16 protein-coding genes are annotated in these 16571 nt (G+C 71.7%); 8 read left to right on the top strand and 8 right to left on the bottom strand.

Annotation, left to right across the window (positions count from 1 at the left end; all coding sequences use genetic code 11):
* Positions 1-88: 88 nt before the first annotated feature.
* Positions 89-1057, top strand: coding sequence for a hypothetical protein (locus tag PJ985_RS05945; protein WP_271682471.1), 969 nt, complete (start codon positions 89-91; stop codon positions 1055-1057).
* Between the two features lie 35 nt (positions 1058-1092).
* Here PJ985_RS05945 and PJ985_RS05940 read toward each other — a convergent pair whose 3' ends face one another.
* Positions 1093-1632, bottom strand: coding sequence for a zf-HC2 domain-containing protein (locus PJ985_RS05940; protein WP_271682470.1), 540 nt, complete (start codon positions 1630-1632; stop codon positions 1093-1095).
* A gap of 158 nt (positions 1633-1790) precedes the next feature.
* On the opposite strand from PJ985_RS05940, the gene PJ985_RS05935 reads away from it, so the two are divergent.
* Positions 1791-2519, top strand: coding sequence for a hypothetical protein (locus PJ985_RS05935; protein ID WP_271682469.1), 729 nt, complete (start codon positions 1791-1793; stop codon positions 2517-2519).
* 76 nt (positions 2520-2595) lie between these two features.
* Here PJ985_RS05935 and PJ985_RS05930 read toward each other — a convergent pair whose 3' ends face one another.
* Positions 2596-3177: a sigma-70 family RNA polymerase sigma factor gene (locus PJ985_RS05930; RefSeq protein ID WP_271682542.1), complete on the bottom strand. Its 582-nt coding sequence runs from the start codon at positions 3175-3177 to the stop codon at positions 2596-2598.
* 542 nt (positions 3178-3719) lie between these two features.
* Between PJ985_RS05930 and PJ985_RS05925 the strand changes: the two genes are divergently transcribed.
* Complete coding sequence (locus tag PJ985_RS05925) at positions 3720-5846, top strand: ATP-binding protein (RefSeq protein ID WP_271682468.1); 2127 nt, start codon at positions 3720-3722, stop codon at positions 5844-5846.
* Positions 5847-5855: 9 nt separating this feature from the next.
* Here the strand turns inward: PJ985_RS05925 and PJ985_RS05920 are convergent, their stop codons facing one another.
* On the bottom strand, positions 5856-6167 hold the full coding sequence (locus PJ985_RS05920) for a hypothetical protein (protein WP_271682467.1): 312 nt from the start codon (positions 6165-6167) through the stop codon (positions 5856-5858).
* A gap of 120 nt (positions 6168-6287) precedes the next feature.
* Between PJ985_RS05920 and PJ985_RS05915 the strand changes: the two genes are divergently transcribed.
* The 3 genes from PJ985_RS05915 to PJ985_RS05905 all read left to right on the top strand — a co-directional run bounded on the left by PJ985_RS05915 (position 6288) and on the right by PJ985_RS05905 (position 11710).
* Positions 6288-7085 carry a VOC family protein gene (locus tag PJ985_RS05915; protein WP_271682466.1) on the top strand — a complete coding sequence of 266 codons (798 nt, stop codon included), beginning with the start codon at positions 6288-6290 and terminating at the stop codon, positions 7083-7085.
* Positions 7086-7259: 174 nt separating this feature from the next.
* Positions 7260-10148: a SpoIIE family protein phosphatase gene (locus PJ985_RS05910; protein ID WP_271682465.1), complete on the top strand. Its 2889-nt coding sequence runs from the start codon at positions 7260-7262 to the stop codon at positions 10146-10148.
* A gap of 101 nt (positions 10149-10249) precedes the next feature.
* A complete protein-coding gene (locus tag PJ985_RS05905) occupies positions 10250-11710 on the top strand; it encodes an FAD-binding oxidoreductase (RefSeq protein WP_271682464.1) in 1461 nt (486 codons plus the stop codon).
* Positions 11711-11843: 133 nt separating this feature from the next.
* On the opposite strand, the gene PJ985_RS05900 is transcribed toward PJ985_RS05905, so the two are convergent.
* From PJ985_RS05900 to PJ985_RS05880, 5 genes are all read right to left on the bottom strand, one after another.
* Entirely contained in the window at positions 11844-12452 is a 609-nt protein-coding gene (locus PJ985_RS05900) for a DUF234 domain-containing protein (protein ID WP_271682463.1), read from the bottom strand.
* Positions 12453-12702: 250 nt separating this feature from the next.
* Positions 12703-12972 (bottom strand): hypothetical protein, encoded by a 270-nt coding sequence (locus PJ985_RS05895; RefSeq protein ID WP_271682462.1) that lies wholly within the window; start codon positions 12970-12972, stop codon positions 12703-12705.
* A 10-nt stretch (positions 12973-12982) separates the two neighbouring features.
* On the bottom strand, positions 12983-13630 hold the full coding sequence (locus PJ985_RS05890) for an HNH endonuclease family protein (RefSeq protein WP_271682461.1): 648 nt from the start codon (positions 13628-13630) through the stop codon (positions 12983-12985).
* 190 nt (positions 13631-13820) lie between these two features.
* Positions 13821-14240: a hypothetical protein gene (locus PJ985_RS05885; protein WP_271682460.1), complete on the bottom strand. Its 420-nt coding sequence runs from the start codon at positions 14238-14240 to the stop codon at positions 13821-13823.
* A gap of 61 nt (positions 14241-14301) precedes the next feature.
* On the bottom strand, positions 14302-14892 hold the full coding sequence (locus tag PJ985_RS05880; RefSeq protein WP_271682459.1) for an RDD family protein: 591 nt from the start codon (positions 14890-14892) through the stop codon (positions 14302-14304).
* 210 nt (positions 14893-15102) lie between these two features.
* Here PJ985_RS05880 and PJ985_RS05875 point away from each other — a divergent pair, with 210 nt between their 5' ends.
* Both PJ985_RS05875 and PJ985_RS05870 read left to right on the top strand, forming a co-directional pair.
* A complete protein-coding gene (locus PJ985_RS05875) occupies positions 15103-15969 on the top strand; it encodes a bifunctional methylenetetrahydrofolate dehydrogenase/methenyltetrahydrofolate cyclohydrolase (protein WP_271682458.1) in 867 nt (288 codons plus the stop codon).
* Positions 15962-16354: a DUF3017 domain-containing protein gene (locus PJ985_RS05870; RefSeq protein ID WP_271682457.1), complete on the top strand. Its 393-nt coding sequence runs from the start codon at positions 15962-15964 to the stop codon at positions 16352-16354. The genes PJ985_RS05875 and PJ985_RS05870 overlap by 8 nt, the downstream gene beginning before the upstream one ends.
* The last annotated feature ends 217 nt before the right edge of the window (positions 16355-16571 follow it).

Below are 16571 nucleotides of genomic sequence, written 5' to 3'. Positions count from 1 at the left end.
CGTACAGCCGGTGACGCCCGTCCTCCGCGGGTGTCACCCGTCCTCTGCGGGCGGCCGCCGGGCCCCCGCGATGTCCCGAGGTGGCCGCATGATCGTGTCCGTTGTCCTGGCTGTCGTCCTTGCGCTGGCGCTGGCCGCCGCGGTGGCCGCGCTCATCGTGAGCGAGCGGCGCGCCGCCGCTCCGGAGCGCCGCCGCCCGGTGGTGACCAGTGCCGTCACCGGCCCGGAGGCGCTGAAGACGGTGGACGCAGGGCTGCGCGCGCTTGCGGCCGAATGCGTCCGCACCGGTCGTGACCTGCCGGACATCTATGCCGTCACCTGTTCCGAGACGCACCTCACCCTGCGGCTGGCCACGCCCGACACCGAGGCCCCACGGCCGTGGATGGCGGACGAGCAGGGAGAGGAGTGGTCACTGGCCAAGGTGGACATGCGGCCCGGGACGGTCCTGGACGAGGCGTCACCGTATCCGCTGACCGTCACCGCCGGACTGGGCGGAGGCGACCGGATACTGATCGATCTGGCACGGGCCGGTGCGCCGATCGCCGTGACCGGCGGAACCGCCGACGTCCGTAAGCTGACGGCGGCGTTCGTCACCGAGCTCCTCACCGGCCCCGTCGGGCGTGAGGCCGAGGTGACGCTGGTGGGCTCCGCCGCCTCCACCGAGGTCCGGAACGCCATCGGGGTGCGGTCACCGAGGCTGCACACGGCCGCGACCCTGCGGGAGGCGGTGGCCCGCGGGTCCGATGACGCGATGGTCGCGTCCGGGGACGAGTCGCCCGGCACGCAGGTCTTCCAGATGATCCAGGGCCGCGCAGCGGCGGACGGCAGCCCGGGGGTGCCCGGTCTGTTCGTTGTCGACGCCGAGCAGTACCACGAGGAGAAGGCGTCCCCGGGCCTCCCCGCACCGGGCCGGGGCCCGGCCGGTGCCCTCCTGGTGATCGGTGACCTGACCGACGCCGCGTGGCGCTTCGACGTCCGGTCCGACGGCTCGCTGGACACCGGCGCACTGGGCCTGGCGGTCGAGGCGCATGCGGCCCGCCCTCCCGCCCGTCACTGACCCGGCGGCGCGGGCGCCCCCGCCCCCCTGAGCGGTCACGGCGGAGGGCCGCCGCCCCGGGCGGGGCCGGGGACCCGGAGCAGCCGTCGGCCCCCGGCGGTTTCCACCTCGAAAGCCATGATGCGTTCGAGGCGGACCGAGCTGCCCCCGTGCACTCGCAGCCCTTCCGGGGAGCGGGAAGGGCCGGGGCCGTCCGCCGGTACCGACCACCCGGCGGCCGTCTCGCGGACTCCGTTGTCGCCGAGCACGCGCAGCCGTCCGGTCTGCGGGCCGGTCAACCCGCGCAGTTCCAGCACCAGGGCGCAGCCCCAGCCCGTCCGGTGAGCGGTCACCATCGCGCCGGTGCCCGGGGGCGCTCCGGTGACGGCGGCCCAGGCACGGAAGGTGGCCGCTCCGGTGCGGAGCGGACCCGAACGGAGGGTGCTCAGCATTCCCGCGAGCTCCCCGAACTCCGCCCGCGCCGCGCGGCAGGCGCCGCACCGCAGCAGATGCCGTTCCACCTGATCCCGGTCCTCCGCGCCGAGCGCGCCGAGGGCGTGCACGGCGAGGTCGCTACGTGCCTGCTGACAATCCACGGTCGTCTCCCGCGCGGTTCTGCCCCCCGGCCCACTGCCCGCAGTAACGAGCGGCCGGCGCCGTCGGTTCAGCCCGGCCGGACGGGAGGTGAACCGATCAGGCCCGGCGTCCGTCTACCGCGTCACATGCCCGCCTTCAGCTTCGCAGGGAGAAACTCGTGCGCAGGAGACCGCTCATCGCTCTGATCGCCGGACTGGCCCTCGCGCTGGCTCTGGTGCTCGTCAACCTGGCCACCGGGACGGTGGGCGGTTCCGGGTCCGAGGCGGCCCCGGAGGACGGCGCGCCGACCGGCGAAGCGGCTCCGGCCACGGGGGAGGAGCCCGCTGTTGCGGACGAGGAGGAGGACGAGGACGAGCCGGAGGACCCGCAACCGACGGAAGAGGTCGCGGAGTACGCGGAACACCCGGACGGGTCCGTCCGCTACGCGGCCCGTACCGATGAGAGCGAGACCGTGATCGCCATCGTCGTGTGGGACGACTGGGCGGTGGCCTATCTGTGTGACGGCCTGGCGTTCGAGACCTGGCTGACCGGCGTCGTCGTCGAGGAGGAGGAGGATATTCTGCTCACCGACAGGGACGAGACCATCCAGCTGGAGGGCTGGTACGAGGACGGTGCTCTGCAAGGCGTCGTCAGCAACGACGGAAAGCACGTCTGGACGTTCACCGCTCCGGTCGTCGAGGAGCCCGCAGGGCTCTACCTGGCGCTTTCCGACCAGGGCCCGGAGGTCCGGGCCGGCTGGGTCGTGCTCCCGGACGAGAGCCAGACCGGTGTCGCACAGGTCGATGGACGGCCCTTTCCGGCACCGGGGTTCGATGTCGAGGACGGCACCCTCACGGTGGACGGCACCGAGATTCCGATCCTGCCGCTGGAGTACCACGACTTCTGACCGGCCGATCCGTCCGGGGCCCGGGGCCCGGGGCGGTGGCCGCGGTGCAGGCCGCGGCCCCGGCCCGCGGCACCGGTCAGCTGACCGTGCCGCGCGCCCGCAGCGCGGCACGCAGCGCCCGCATGGCGTAATGAGTGCGCGACTTGACCGTCCCCTCGGCGACCCCCAGCGTCTCGGCCGTCTGGGCCACGCTGTGCCCCAGGTAGTACACGTGGACCAGGACTTCGCGGTGGGGCGGTGTGAGGTCCTCCATCGCCTCGGCCACCACCCGGGCGGTGAGCGTGCGCTCCACCGTGTCCGGGACGATCGGTTCCACCGAGCTGGGGTCACTGATCTCCGGCGGGCGGGCACGGCGGGCCCGGTGGCCGTCGATCACCACATTGCGCAGCACGGTGAACAGCCACGGCCGCAGGGACTCCGCACTCGGGTCCAGCGCCTCGGAGTGCCGCCAGGCGCGCAGGGCCACCTCCTGCAGGACGTCCTCGGCCCGGTGCCAGTCGCCGTTGAGCAGTTGCAGCGCGAAGCGGAGCAAGGCACCCCGGTGCTGCTGATAGAGAGCGTTCATAAAATCTTCACCCGGTGTGCGCAAAGGGACGCAGTGGCCGGGCCGGCGCTGACCGGGAATTGCCGCGGCATCGGCTGCCGTCTCACGGGTCATGGGGGCGGTGTTCATCCGGTGGCATCGTCAATCTGGCGGGCGCGGAGGAACCGCATACGAATACCTCTGGTCTTCATCATTTATGGGAGCTGGCTGTGTATCAGCCTGGTATCCCGTTCTGCTCACTTGCCAGATCATTCGGTGCTCAATAGTGCTCAATGCGCTGCCGGGCGGGGCGGATGCATGGCGGGTGGGCGCCGCTTCCCGGCGGCCGTCAGGGGCGACCGACGCCCGCCGAGAGCTCCGCCGCAGCCGCGGCCGGGCAGGTGTGCATGCGCTTTCTGCTGAGCCCCGTGGACCTTGTGGCGCTTCCCGCCGGCGGCGCCCGCTTGATGCCCGCTTCCCGCCGCGGCCGGACCCCGCAGGCCGGCGGCTGTGTGTCCCGGGCGGTGGTTCTGTGAGAAAAGAGGCACGGGCCGGGCGGCCTTCCGCACCTCCCGCCTGCCTTATGGTGGGGACATGCGATGTGTTGCCGAACAGCAGTACTTCGACCCGGGTAACACGGCCCGCTCGGGCTGCAATAACCCCGACGGGCGACCCTGGTGAACCCGGAGATCCGGGCCGGAACCAGCCGGCTGCACGGCGTTTCCGAGTTGCCCGAGTTACGTCTGGGAGAACGGCTGAATGCTGCCCGGGGTCGGGCGTTCGTCGGTCGGGCCGAAGAACTGGCCGCGTTCCGGGAGGCGCTGCACGACGCCACGAATTGCTTCGCCGTGCATTACTTTCACGGTCCCGGTGGGATCGGCAAGTCCATGTTGCTGCGGCGATTCTCCGACGAAGCACGTGCCGCCGGCCGCCCGGTGGTCGAGGTCGACGGACGGATTCTCGCTCCGACCCCTTCCCCGTCCCCGACCGTGTTCGAGCGGGAGGCTCAGCGGGCTCTGACCGAGGAGTCGGCGGTGCTGCTGATCGATACCTTCGATCAGTGCCAAGGGCTGGAGACCTGGCTGTGGGAGTCTTTTCTGCCGCGGCTGCCGGCAGGCGTGCTGGTGGTCATCGCCGGACGGTGGGCTCCGGACGCCGCTTTGATCTCCGACCCCGGGTGGTCCCAGGCCCTGCGGGTGGTCGCTCTGCGGGATCTGGCCCCGACGGACGCGGCCGCGCTGCTGGAGGCCCGTGGGGTGCGGCCGGAATTCCACGAGCCGGTGCGGCAGTTCGCGGGCGGCCACCCACTGGCGCTCTCACTGGCGGCAGCGGTCGCCGTGCGGGAGCAGGAGGTGGCCACCTCGTGGACCCCGCCCAGGGACGTGGTCGAGACGCTGCTGGCCCAGGTCCTCGGGGAGGTGCCGTCCACGGCGCACCGGCATGCCCTGGAGGTCTGTGCGCACGCGCACATGACCAGTGAGGAGCTGCTGCGGGCGGTCCTGCCCGGTGACGTGGGCCCGCTGTTCGGCTGGCTCCGCCGGCTGCCGTTCGTGGAGTCCGGACGGTACGGGGTCCACCCCCACGACGTGGTGCGCGAGGCCCTTGAAGCGGACCTGAAGTGGCGGGATCCCCAGGGCTTCGCGGCGATGCACCGCCGGCTCCGCGCCCATCTGGCGGAGCGGATCCGGGACGTCGCCGGGCCGCAGGTGCGCTGTGCGATGGGTGCCCTCATGTACCTGTACCGCGAGGACCGGGTCATGTCCGACCTGGCCTGGCACGGGCTCGGGGACATCCACGAGGAGGCCCTCCGCCCCGCCGACACGGCAGCAGCGGTGCGGCTGACCACCGAGGTGATGGGCGAGGACGCGGCGGCAAAGGTCGGCTTCTGGATCGACCGGCAGCCGGAGGCGTTCCGGATGTTCCGCCGGACCGACACCGGTGAGTCGGTGGCGCTGTCGGGCTGGCTGCGGCTGACCGAGCCGGCACCGGAGGAACTGGCGGCCGATCCGGTGGTGGCAGCCGTCTGGGAACACAGCCGTTCCGTCGCTCCGCTGCGGGCGGGCGAGCATCTCGGAGTCGCCCGCTTCTGGGTGCCCGCGGCCCCGCACCCCGACGCGTCGCCCGCCCTGGACCTCTTCCACTGGCGGGCCATGGCCGACATCTACCGTTCCGACCGGCTCGCCTGGTCCTACGTGGTCACCAGCGGCTCGGACTTCTGGGGCCGCCGGATGCGGCATCGGGGCATGGAGCACGTGGAGTTCGCCGGACAGGAACCGGACGAGGACTGTGCGCTGTTCGCCCACGACTGGCGGGCGGCACCGGTGGACTCCTGGCTGGACCGGGCGGACGCCCTGCTGTTCTCCTGGAAAGAGGCCGACCCGGCTGCCGCGCCCCGGACGGTCGCGCGTGCCGTGCTGTCCAGGGCCGAGTTCGACACCGCGGTGCGCCAGGCACTGCTCTCCTTGCGCAGCGCCGAACGGCTGTCGGCGAGTCCGCTCACCCGGAGCCGACTGGTCGCCGACCGGCCCGCCGATCCGGCCGCGGCCCTGCGGGAGGTGCTGACCCGGGCGATTGACGACCTGCGGAACGAGCCGCGCGGGGTGAAGCTGTACCGGGCTCTCGCCGCGGCCTTCCTGCAGGGCTCCGCCACCCAGTGGGCCGCCGCTGAACGTCTGGGCATCCCGTTCAGCACCTACCGACGTCACCTCACCCGGGGGATCGAGCGGATCTGCGAGACGCTCTGGCAGCGGGAGTTCTACAGCCCTCCCCCTCTTCGCGCGGTGCCCGGCCCCGACCCCTGCTGAGCGGCGCTCCTACACGCTGCCCTTGCGCTCCACCACCAGGATCCGCGCCTCCGGGGCGGGCCGGGCGACGTGCTCGTCCCCTGCCTCGGCGTGGCAGATCCGGCCCGGGGTGAGCCGTTCGACGCGCTCCTCGCCGTCCTGCCGGTAGTGCATGTCCACTGCGCCATCGAGGACGACGAACACTTCGGGGCCGTCATTGACGTGCCAGATGTAGGGCTGGTCGGTCCAGTGCAGCCGGACGGTCGCGCTGTCGATCTCCGTGAGGTCCAGGGCTCCCCAGGGCCGGTCGGCGGTGAAGCCACCGGCATCAATGAATCGCATGCGGTGACCCTATCGCCGCGCCGGTCGGCGTGGCCGGTCACTCCGGCGGAGTACCGAGCGTGCGGGTGTCAGTGCCGAGTGTGACGCTGAGTACCTCAGCGATCTGTGAAGGGACTCGTAGTGATCACCACTGATTTTCTGCCCGGCTCTCCGTGCTGGCTCGACCTGGGCGCCCCCGACATCGATGCCGCGACCGCGTTCTACGGCGCGGTCCTCGGCTGGGAGTTCGAGTCCTTCGGTCCCGAGGCCGGCGGCTTCGGGGTGTTCCGGCTGGACGGTAAGACCGTCGGTGCGGTCGGTCCGCTGACCGAGGAGGGAGCCCGTTCGGCATGGATGCTCTATTTCCGGACTCCGGATGCCGAGGCGACGGCCCAGCAGGCGGAGCGGGCGGGCGGCACCGTGCGGGTCGGTGCCACCGACATGGATGAGTGGGGGCGGATGGCGCAGCTCACCGATCCGCAGGGCGGGCAGTTCGCCGTCTTCGAGCTGCCCACGGGGGAAGGACTGGAGGCGGTGGACCAGCCCGGCAGTCTGTGCTGGACCGAGCTCTACACCACCGACGCGGACGCCGCGAAGAAGTTCTACGGCTCGCTCCTCGGCTGGGAGACGGAAGAGATGCCACTCCCGGGCGATGCGGGAACGTACTCCCTGGTCACCCCCGCCGGCGCGGGACAGGAGCGTATGCACGGAGGCATCATGCAGCTCCCGGCCGAGCATCTCGCCCAGGCAGGTGGCCGCCCGTACTGGCACCCGGTGTTTGCCGTCACGGACTGTGACGCTTCTGTCGCCGCGGTCACCGAGCACGGCGGCACTGTGCAGATGGGACCGGAGGACGCGGAGGGAGTCGGCCGGCTCGCCGTCTGCGTCGACCCCGCGGGCGCGGACTTCGTCCTTCTCACCCCCTCCGAGATGGACTGACCCCCCGCTGCCGGCCGGGAGAGCTGCGGGAGGACCCGGGGGAGCCGCCTGCGTCCCGTCCGGAAGCGGGGCGGAGTGCCTGCCGGTGTGAAGATGGCCGAAAAGTATGCCTATGGGATTACAGTGGGGTGAATGGCGTGTAAACGCGCGCCGCGGTCAGAACACAGGTGCCCCATGAGCGACCCCTGGAACGGCGATGCCCGGATACAGGTCCGGGCGCACGACCGGTTCGTCCGGACCGGCCACGAGCCGACCGAGGCGGAGGTGCGCAGCGCGATCCGTGCCTCGTGGCTCCGTTCCGCGAGCCTGGGGGTGAACCAGAAGCGGCTGGTGGTCCCCGCCAGCTCCGACCTGGACCCGGGTCTCCGGTTGCTGCGGGCGGCCGGGCCCGCACTGGAGCAACTGCGGCACGAGCTGGGCGACGCTCCGGTGACGGTGCTGCTGACCGATGCCGAGGCCCGTATCGTCGACCGGCGCGACGGCCCGTGCGACTCGGCGGGAAACCTCGCGGCGAAGGAGCTGGAACCCCTGGTGGTCGGAGCGAGCTGCGCCGAACGCCACCTCGGAACCAACAGCATCAGCATGTGTCTCGGCACCCGGGCCCCGTTCGTGGTCATCGGGGAGGAGCACTTCTTCCACCGGCTGCAGGTACTTGCCTGTATAGGCGCGCCCGTGCACGATCCGGTGAGCGGCACCGTGCAGGGAGTGGTCAACCTGTCCATGATGCGTGAGGCCGCCCACCCCCGCATGGCCGCACTGGTGTACCGCGCCGTCCGCCGCATCGAGGACCGGCTGCTGGAGCTGACCACCTCCCGGGAGAAGGCGCTGGCGGCAGCGTTCCTTGCCTCACGTGACCGGGCCGGCAGCGTGCTGCTGCACCCGACGGACGCCCGGGCCGGCCCCGGCCGCGCTGCTGAAGCGCTGTTGGACGAGGTCTCGTCGGAGGAGCAGCGCATGCTCCTCCACGAGGCCAGCCGGATGATCGCCTCGGAGGGCACCACCTGGCAGGAGGTGCCCCTCAGCCACGGGAAGAGCGCGCTGCTGCACCGCCGTCCCGTGCGGGACGGGGAAGCCGACGGAGCGGCGGTCGAGGTCAGCCTGCGTACCGACGGCGGATCCGCGCTCGTCACCGCCCGCCCGCCCCGGCACCGTGAGCACGCCGGCGGAGCCGTTCCGGCGGCCCGGCCCGCCCCCTCCGCCTCCGTGGACCGTCCGGACGAGCACGCGAGCAGCGTCGATCAGTGGTTGCTGATGGTCGGGGAACCCGGGGTGGGCAGGCTCGCCGTCGCCGCCCGCGAGCGGCTGTCCCTGCTCAACGAGGCCGGTGCCCGTATCGGCACCACCCTCGATGTCCGGCGCACCGCGCAGGAGCTCACCGAGGTCGCTGTGCCACGACTCGCCGACCTCGCGGTCGTTGAACTGCTGAGCGAGGTGGCCGGAGGAGAGGAGCCGCGGCCGGGCCCCGTGCCGGCTGCCCCCACCCTCGAACGCCAGGCGCTGACGGCCCGCCCCGGTCTCCCCGGGCAGGCCACGGGCGAGGCCGGCGAGGTGTTCCGCTGCCCGCCCGAGACCGCCCACGCCCGGGCCATGCACCACGACCGGTCCATCCGCGAGCCGGTGGTCGGCGCCGGCGCCGGCGCGAAGCTCCTCCCCGGTGAGGCCCCCTGGCCCGAGCCCGCCCCCAGCCTCGGTGAGGGAGAGCACTCCCTCATGACCGTGCCGTTGCGTTCCCGGGGCTCCCTCATGGGAGTGGTCGGCTTCTACCGGTCGGGGCGGGCCGACCCCTTCGAGGAGGACGATCTGCTCCTCGCCGAAGAACTGGCCGTGCGGACCGCGACCTGCCTGGACAACGCCCGGCGCTACGCCCGCGAACGCAACGCCTCCCTCACCCTCCAGCACAGCCTGCTGCCCCGCGAACTGCCCGAGCTCTCCGCGGTCGAGGTCGCCTCCCGCTACTTCCCGGCGGACGAGGGGACCGACGTCGGCGGCGACTGGTACGACGTCATCCCGCTTTCCGGTTCCCGCGTGGCGCTCGTCGTCGGAGACGTGGTCGGCCACGGCATGCACGCTGCCGCCGCCATGGGCCGGCTGCGCACCGCCGTGCACACCCTCGCCGACCTCGATCTGCCGCCCGAGGAGGTGCTCGCCCACCTGGACGACCTGGTCAACCGTTCCTCGTCCGGGGATGACTGCGAAGACCCGGCCTGCGGGGCGACCTGCCTTTACGCGGTCTACGACCCGGTGTCGCGGATCTGCACAGCGGCGCGGGCCGGCCACCCGCCGCCCGCGCTGGCCGAGCCCGACGGAACGGTCCGGCTGCTCGACCTTCCCGTGGGGCTGCCGCTGGGCCTCGGCGGCCTCCTGCCCTATGCGGCAGCCGAATTCCGCATACCGGAGGGCAGCACCCTGGCCCTCTACTCCGATGGGCTGACCGCCCACCGTGGACAGGCGACGCCGGCGGACGAGGACCGTCTCGACGTGCTCCTGGATCACCTCGGGAGCACCGGCCCGACGCTGGAACACCTCTGCGACAAGATCACCAGCACGCTGTTCACCGAGGCTTTCGACCGCCCCCACGACGACATGGCGCTGCTGCTCGCCCGCACCCGGGCCCTGCCGGACGACAGCATCACCGAGTGGTACCTGCCCTGCCGACCGGAGGCGGTGCGTCAGGCCCGCGAACTGACGGGGAGGCAACTGCACAAGTGGGACCTCTCCGAGCTGGCGTGCGGTACCGAACTCCTGGTCAGCGAGCTGGTCACCAACGCCGTCCGCTACGGCGGCGGCGACCGCGTCCACCTCCGCCTGATCCGGGACAGGTCCCTGATCTGCGAAGTCTCCGACCACAGCAACTCCTCGCCCCGCATCCGGCGGGCCGGCACCACCGAGGAGGGCGGCCGGGGACTGTTCCTCGTCGCCCAGTACTCCCGGGCCTGGGGCACCCGGTACACCGAGCAGGGCAAGACGGTCTGGGCCGAGCAGCCCCTGCGCACCGGCCCCGCCCTCAGCCGTCCCACCGACCCCGACGAGGAGTCCCTGCTCGCCCTCTACGAAGACCTCTGACCGTGCACCCGGGCCACGGGGGTCCCGGTGGATCATTGCGATGACCCCGGATGGCGCGATGGCCCGGACGGCAGGACGCTGGAAGCCTGGAGGTGGCCACCATGAGTGGATCGCGCAGCGCCGGCGGCGGCACACCGATGAGCGGGAACGGTGGACGGAGACCGCAGGAGCCGGACATCGCCGCTGAGCTCCTCGACGCCTTCGCCGCCGTCCTGCGGGGAGAGCTTCTGCGACCCGGTGACGCCGGGTACGACCCCGCCCGGGAACTCTGGAACGGCATGATCGACAGGCATCCGGCCCTGGTGGCGCGGTGCCACGGGGACGCGGACGTCGTGGCCGCGGTGCACTTCGCCCGCGACCACGGACTGCCGCTGGCCGTCCGCGGCGGCGGGCACGGCGTCGCGGGCCAGGCACTGTGCGACGGCGGTCTGGTCGCCGACCTCTCGGAGATGACCAGGGTGGAAGTGGACCCCGAAGGGCTCACCGTGCGGGCGCAGGGCGGCTGCACCCTGGGTGACGTCGACCGGGAGACCCAGCGGCACGGGCTCGCGACCCCGCTGGGCGTCGTGTCCGCCACCGGGATCGCCGGCCTGACCTTGTCCGGCGGAATCGGCTGGCTCCGGCGGAAGTACGGACTGAGCTGCGACAACCTGGTGTCCGTGCAGATGGTCACCGCCGAAGGCCGGCTGATCGCCGTCGATGAGGACACGCACGCGGATCTGTTCTGGGCCGTCCGGGGCGGTGGCGGCAACTTCGGCGTCGCCACCGTGCTGGAGTACCGCCTGCACCCCGTGGGCCCGCAGGTCCACTTCTGCCACGTCTACTACCCCGCGGACCGGGCCCGGGACGTGCTGAGGGCCTGCGAGCGCCATGTGGCCGAGATGCCTGGCCAGGCCGCTCCCATCGGCGTGCTCGGCCGGATTCCGGCGGTCGGGGACTTCCCGCCGGAAACACACGGACAGCTCTTCGTCGCGGTGCTCGCCCTGTTTCCCGGCGATCCGGAGGAAGGCGAACGGGCCCTGCGCCCGCTCCGCGAGGTCGCCGAGCCCTTCGCCGACCTCAGCGGCACCATGCCCTACACGGATGCCCAGCAGGTCCTGGACGAGGACTTCCCGAACGGCCGCCGCTACTACTGGAAGTCGGTCAACGCACCGGAGCTCGGCGACGAGCTGATCGAGCACCTGGTGGTCCGCGCCGCCGCCTCCCCGTCCCCCGACTCCACCATCGACGTCTGGTTCCAGGGCGACGCGATGGCCCGCGTCGGGGAGCAGGACACCGCCTTCGCCAACCGCGGGATGCCGTATCTGTTCGGCATCGAGGGAAACTGGGACGAGGAGAACGACACGGCCGCGAACGTGGCCTGGGTCCGTGACACCTTCTCCGACCTCAGCTCCTACTCCTCCGGTGGCGTGTACCTCAACTTCCCCGGCTTCCTGGAGGAGGGCGAGCGACTCCTGCACGAGGGCTACGGCCCCAACCTCGAACGTCTCGCCGCCGTCAAGGCCGCCCACGACCCCGGCAACCTCTTCCACCACAACGCCAACATCCGCCCCAGCACCTGACGTGACCCGGCCCATCCCCGCTGTGCCGAGCGCGGCGGTCAGCAGACTCGCGGTCGTCGACCGGCGCGGAAGCGTCCCGTCGCTGGGGAACCGGGCCCGTCCTGTTCTACGAAGCTGCGAAGAACCGCCGACCTTATGTCTGCCAGGCGGCGACGATGTCCGTCGGCCCCCAGATCAGGCTGATGGCCGTGGCGTCGAGGTGTGCGTCGGTGCCGGACAGGGAAGCCACGATCAGACCTGTCGCTCCCGGGTCGTAGCCGGGCAACGGTGTGGTGCTGTGCCGGAGGGCGGACAGGTCATGCTGGTCGAACGGGGACGCGAGCCACTTGATCGATCCGGCGACGAACAGACGGTGAGCAACCGGGGAGCAGTCCGCGCCGATCAGGTCGATCTCCGGGCTGAACTGCCGGTTCCACCAGCCGCCCACAGCCTCGGCCTCCGGCCACGGCAGTGCTCCGGCCAGTGCGGAGATTTCCAGGGACTCCCGGACCAGCGGCTCGACGGCCCGGCCACGCCACGTGGTCCAGCGCCTCTGCACCAGATGGAAGGCGGCTTCGGGACGGCCGCGTCGCGTGAGTTCCTGCGCGGAGCGCAGGGCCGCGAGGTAGAGGCGCAGGTTGCTGTCCGCCACTCGGTAGCGCGCGGGCTTGCCCGGCCTGGTCGACAGCGGTGTGTCCACCGCCAGTACCCGCTTCTCCTCGGTGAGGCGCCGCAACAGTGGCGAAAGCGCCCCGGACGGCATCGCTCCGCTGCGGCTCCCCGCCGCAGCGGCAATGTTGGCGTGCGTGCGTTCTCCGCTGCCGACAGCCTCCAGTACCCGGCGCGCCTGGTCGGGTGCCGGGAACTCGGCGAGCAGGGCGGCTTCCGGAACGCTGAAGAGCGGAGACGCCGGGTCGGTGCACTCGGCCTCGACGAAAGGCAGTGCCGGCGGGGTCCGCGGTCCCCGAGCGCCCGGGCGCCCCGGCCGGGGTGGCCGAGCGCCCGGGCCGGGGTCAGGGCTGAGGGCGGTGCAGGAGGGTGACGAGCACGTCGTGCAGCACCTCGTGGTCCCGGGGGTCGTACAGGCGGTAGGGGCCGCCTTCCGGGGTGTACCACTCGTCGGCTCCCGCGTAGCGGATCCGCAGTACCAGGGTGCCGTCCTCCTCGGCGCGGGTGTGGAGCTCGAGCTCGCCGGTGACCACACCGACCTCTTTGGTCATCACGCCGCCGCGGGGCGGGCGGAAGACGGTGTTGCGTTCACTGATGTCGCTGGCATTACTCATGCCGGACATCTCAGCACGTATTGAGCATGGTTTGAAGCGCCGACTTCTCCGCCGGGTCGACCGCCAGGTTCCACTGGTACTTCGCCCGTATCCACATCCGGCTGTAGGTGCAGTGGAAGGCCGCGCGCGGTTTCCAGTCGGCCGGGTCCTGGTCGCCCTTGGAGCGGTTCGAGCTCGCGCTCACCGCTATCAGCTGCGGCCAGTACAGGTCGTTGGCGAATTCCCGGCGGCGGTCGGTGGACCAGGAGCTGGCCCCGGAGCGCCAGGCCTCGGCGAGCGGCACGTGGTGGTCGATGTCGACCTGGGACGCGCTGGTGAGGGTGACGCCGTCGAACTGGCTGAACCAGGTGCCGGACGTCGGCTGGCAGTTGCCGTCGACCACGACGTTGCGACCGTCCCGCTTCAGGACGGTCTGCCGGGCGGAGCAGCCGTTGATGGTGCGCCAGTGCGGGAAGAGGGAGCGGGAGTAGCCGGCCATGGAGGTCTCGGCGGCCACCCGCAGGGAGTTGAGTTCGGTCTGGGCGACCGCGGCCGAGGGGATGCGCGGAGGTGCGGCGGACGCGGGTGGGCCGAGCAGTGCGAACAGCAGGGCCGCGGCGAGCGCGGTGACCAGGACGCTGAGGCGTCGGCCGCGGGGCAGGAAGGACGGGCGGAACATCAGGTACCTCCCGGAAGGGTGTGGGGGTTACCTGACGGATTGTTGACGGCCAAAGTAACGCGTTCATGTCAAGTTCTACGCGAGTTGATTAACATCCTGGACATGAACACGCCACGAGGGCCGCTCCCGGGGGGAGCGGCCCTCGTGCAGGGCTGTGGCACATGTGTCCGGTGGGGACAATGCCGCCGGACTACCGGTCGCCGGCCCGCGTGAACCAGTCACCTGCCTCGGACCCGCTCAGCAGGAAGAGCGCGACCACCGCCGCCAGTGTCACCAGCAGTCCGAGCGGGAAGGTGAGGATTCCGACGAGGATCCCCAGCCCGGACCAGGCGATGCCGCCCAGCCGGTAGACCTTCCCGCCGGTACGGAAGCGGGCCGCCAGGACGATGCCGACCGCGCCGAACACCGTGTACAGCGTGGCGACAGCGCCCACCGTGGACGCGGGAACCCCCGCGATCTCGGCGGCCGAGTCGGGATCCCCGATCACACTGATCAGCGTCAGCAGGCCCAGCAGGCCCACCACTCCGCCGCCGGCGAACAGCAGCGAGCGCGCCAGAGCGACTTTCCCCGGCAAGGGCTGCCGGTCCTTGGGCGGATGCGGATCGGCCACGGTGTCTCCAGACGTACCGGACGGGTGGGACGGGTCGGACGGACCCGCCCTCGCGGGTGCGTCAGTTCTTCCTTACCACGACACTACCGACGATCTTGTCGGCGAAGGTCTGCTTCTTGGCGTCCCACAGCGGCCACAGGTAGCCGAGGAGGCACGGCAGGGAGTTGACGACGTCCAGCAGCATCCGGACGAGGGCCATGCCGAATCCGAGCGGCTTGCCGGTGGTCTCCTTCAGAACCTGGATGCCGACCGCCTTCCGGCCCGGGGTCTGCCCGGTCGTGCCCACCAAGTAGCCGAGGAACACCCAGGCGGCCAGCATGATCAGCGAGCCGACGTAGTACAGCCCGCCGGGGGCCTCGCCCGGCTCCAGGCCGGCCGAGTCGATGATCATCAGGATGACCGGCACGGAGTAGAAGATCAGAAAGTCGATGATGCGAGCCACGAACCGCCCGCCCCAGCCGGCGTACGCGTGCGGGACGGCCGCCTGGCCCTGCCCGTAGTTGCCGTAGCCCTGCCCGGGTATCTGACCGGGGAACGGCGGCGGGCCGCCCGGCTGACCGTAGGGCGCCTGCTGGCCGTAGCCGGGCTGCTGGCCGTAAGGCTGCTGGCCCTGAGGCGTCTGGTCCGGGCCGGGCGGAGGGGGATAGCTCATGTGCGAGTCCTTCTCAACTGCGAGGATGGTGCGGAAACTGAGGCAGCGGAGAGAGCGACATGAACCTCTGGTTCCCCCCGTGCGGCTCGCTGGTCATTTGATCGCCTGCCCGAGTCGCCTGTCCAGCCGGATTCGGTGACTGTGGCGAAGATGCAACATGATTCCCGGCCGGATTGGTGGAGAGCCGCGGCCATCCGCGAAGATGGCCCCATGAGCGCCCAGATTCTCGACGGCAAGGCGGCCGCTGCCGCGATCAAGTCCGACCTCACGTCCCGCACCGAGGACCTCCGGGCCCGTGGCATCACCCCGGGCCTGGGCACGGTGCTGGTGGGGGACGACGCAGGCAGCCAGAAGTACGTGGCCGGAAAACACCGCGACTGCGCCGCGGTCGGCATCGCTTCCCTCCGCCGGGAGCTTCCCGCTACCGCGAGCCAGGAGGAGGTCGAGGCGGTGGTGCGGGAGCTGAACGAGGACCCGGCCTGCACCGGGTACATCGTGCAACTGCCGCTGCCCAAGGGCATCCACACCAACCGGGTACTGGAGCTGATGGACCCGGAGAAGGACGCCGACGGGCTGCACCCGGTGAGCCTGGGCCGGCTGGTGCTCAACGAGGCCGGACCGTTGCCCTGCACCCCCTTCGGGATCATCCATCTGCTGCGCCGCCACGGGGTGGAGATCAACGGGGCGCACGTCGTGGTGGTCGGCCGCGGCACCACGGTCGGGCGCACACTGCCCCTGCTGCTGACCCGCCGCAGTGAGAACGCCACGGTGACCCAGTGCCACACCGGCACCCGCGGGCTCGCCGACCACCTGCGCCGGGCCGACATCGTGGTGGCCGCCGCCGGGGTACCGCACCTGATCAAGGCGGAGGACGTCAAGCCGGGCGCCGCCGTGCTCGACGTCGGCGTCAGCCGGGACGAGCACGGGAAGATCCAGGGCGATGTCCACCCGGGAGTCGCCGAGGTGGCCGGCTGGCTGTCCCCCAACCCCGGCGGGGTCGGGCCGATGACCCGCGCGATGCTGCTGCGGAACGTGGTGGAGGCAGCCGAGCGGGCCGCGGGCGCCGGCCGTGACTGAGCGGAAATCACGACGCTTCCCCGAGATCACCCGGGACACCGCCCGCCCCGAGGGCGGGCGCCGGGTGACCGACGGCAGTACGCCGGCGCCGATCCGGCAGTGGCCGCTGCTGGCGGTGCTGGCCCTTGCCTTCGCCGGCCTGATGGTCATCCTCGGGGATTTCCGGATCGGACTGCTCCTCTTCGGCGGGGCGCTGCTGCTCGGGGCGGCGCTGCGGGTCTGGTTGCCGGCTGTCGGCATGCTGGCCGTCCGGTCGAGGTTCACCGACGTGCTGACCTACGGACTGCTGGGCACCCTCATCGTGCTGCTTGCACTGATGGCGCAGCCCCGGCCGTGGCTGTCCCTCCCCTGGATGAGTGACCTGCTGCGCTTCTCCGCCGGGTGACCCCGAGGCCGGCCCCCCGCCGGTGGGTGGTGACGCCCGTCCGGTGACGCCCCGCCCGGCGGGCCGTACCCCCGAAGGGCTGCACCCCGGAGGAGACCGCTTCCGGCGGGTGAACCGACGGCCGCGCCCCCCCGTCCCGATCGCTTCTCCCGTGGCAACGTGCAGGAAGCCGCAAGAAGAGGCATGAGGGACCGGCCGTCCGGGCAGGCGCGTCCGC

Source organism: Streptomyces sp. ACA25, assembly GCF_028200735.1.
Classification (GTDB): Bacteria; Actinomycetota; Actinomycetes; order Streptomycetales; family Streptomycetaceae; genus Streptomyces.
Note: the sequence above shows the minus strand (reverse complement) of the source record. Positions and strands in the feature narration are given on the sequence as shown.

Bases quoted from the DNA above. Each gene is read 5' to 3' on its own strand.
- PJ985_RS05890 (WP_271682461.1), bottom strand. From the start codon at position 13,630: ATGTTCCGCCCGTCCTTCCTGCCCCGCGGCCGACGCCTCAGCGTCCTG.
- PJ985_RS05910 (WP_271682465.1), top strand. From the start codon at position 7,260: ATGAGCGACCCCTGGAACGGCGATGCCCGGATACAGGTCCGGGCGCAC.
- PJ985_RS05900 (WP_271682463.1), bottom strand. From the start codon at position 12,452: ATGCCGTCCGGGGCGCTTTCGCCACTGTTGCGGCGCCTCACCGAGGAG.
- PJ985_RS05945 (WP_271682471.1), top strand. From the start codon at position 89: ATGATCGTGTCCGTTGTCCTGGCTGTCGTCCTTGCGCTGGCGCTGGCC.
- PJ985_RS05880 (WP_271682459.1), bottom strand. From the start codon at position 14,892: ATGAGCTATCCCCCTCCGCCCGGCCCGGACCAGACGCCTCAGGGCCAG.
- PJ985_RS05895 (WP_271682462.1), bottom strand. From the start codon at position 12,972: ATGAGTAATGCCAGCGACATCAGTGAACGCAACACCGTCTTCCGCCCG.
- PJ985_RS05930 (WP_271682542.1), bottom strand. From the start codon at position 3,177: ATGACCCGTGAGACGGCAGCCGATGCCGCGGCAATTCCCGGTCAGCGC.
- PJ985_RS05875 (WP_271682458.1), top strand. From the start codon at position 15,103: ATGAGCGCCCAGATTCTCGACGGCAAGGCGGCCGCTGCCGCGATCAAG.
- PJ985_RS05920 (WP_271682467.1), bottom strand. From the start codon at position 6,167: ATGCGATTCATTGATGCCGGTGGCTTCACCGCCGACCGGCCCTGGGGA.
- PJ985_RS05905 (WP_271682464.1), top strand. From the start codon at position 10,250: ATGAGTGGATCGCGCAGCGCCGGCGGCGGCACACCGATGAGCGGGAAC.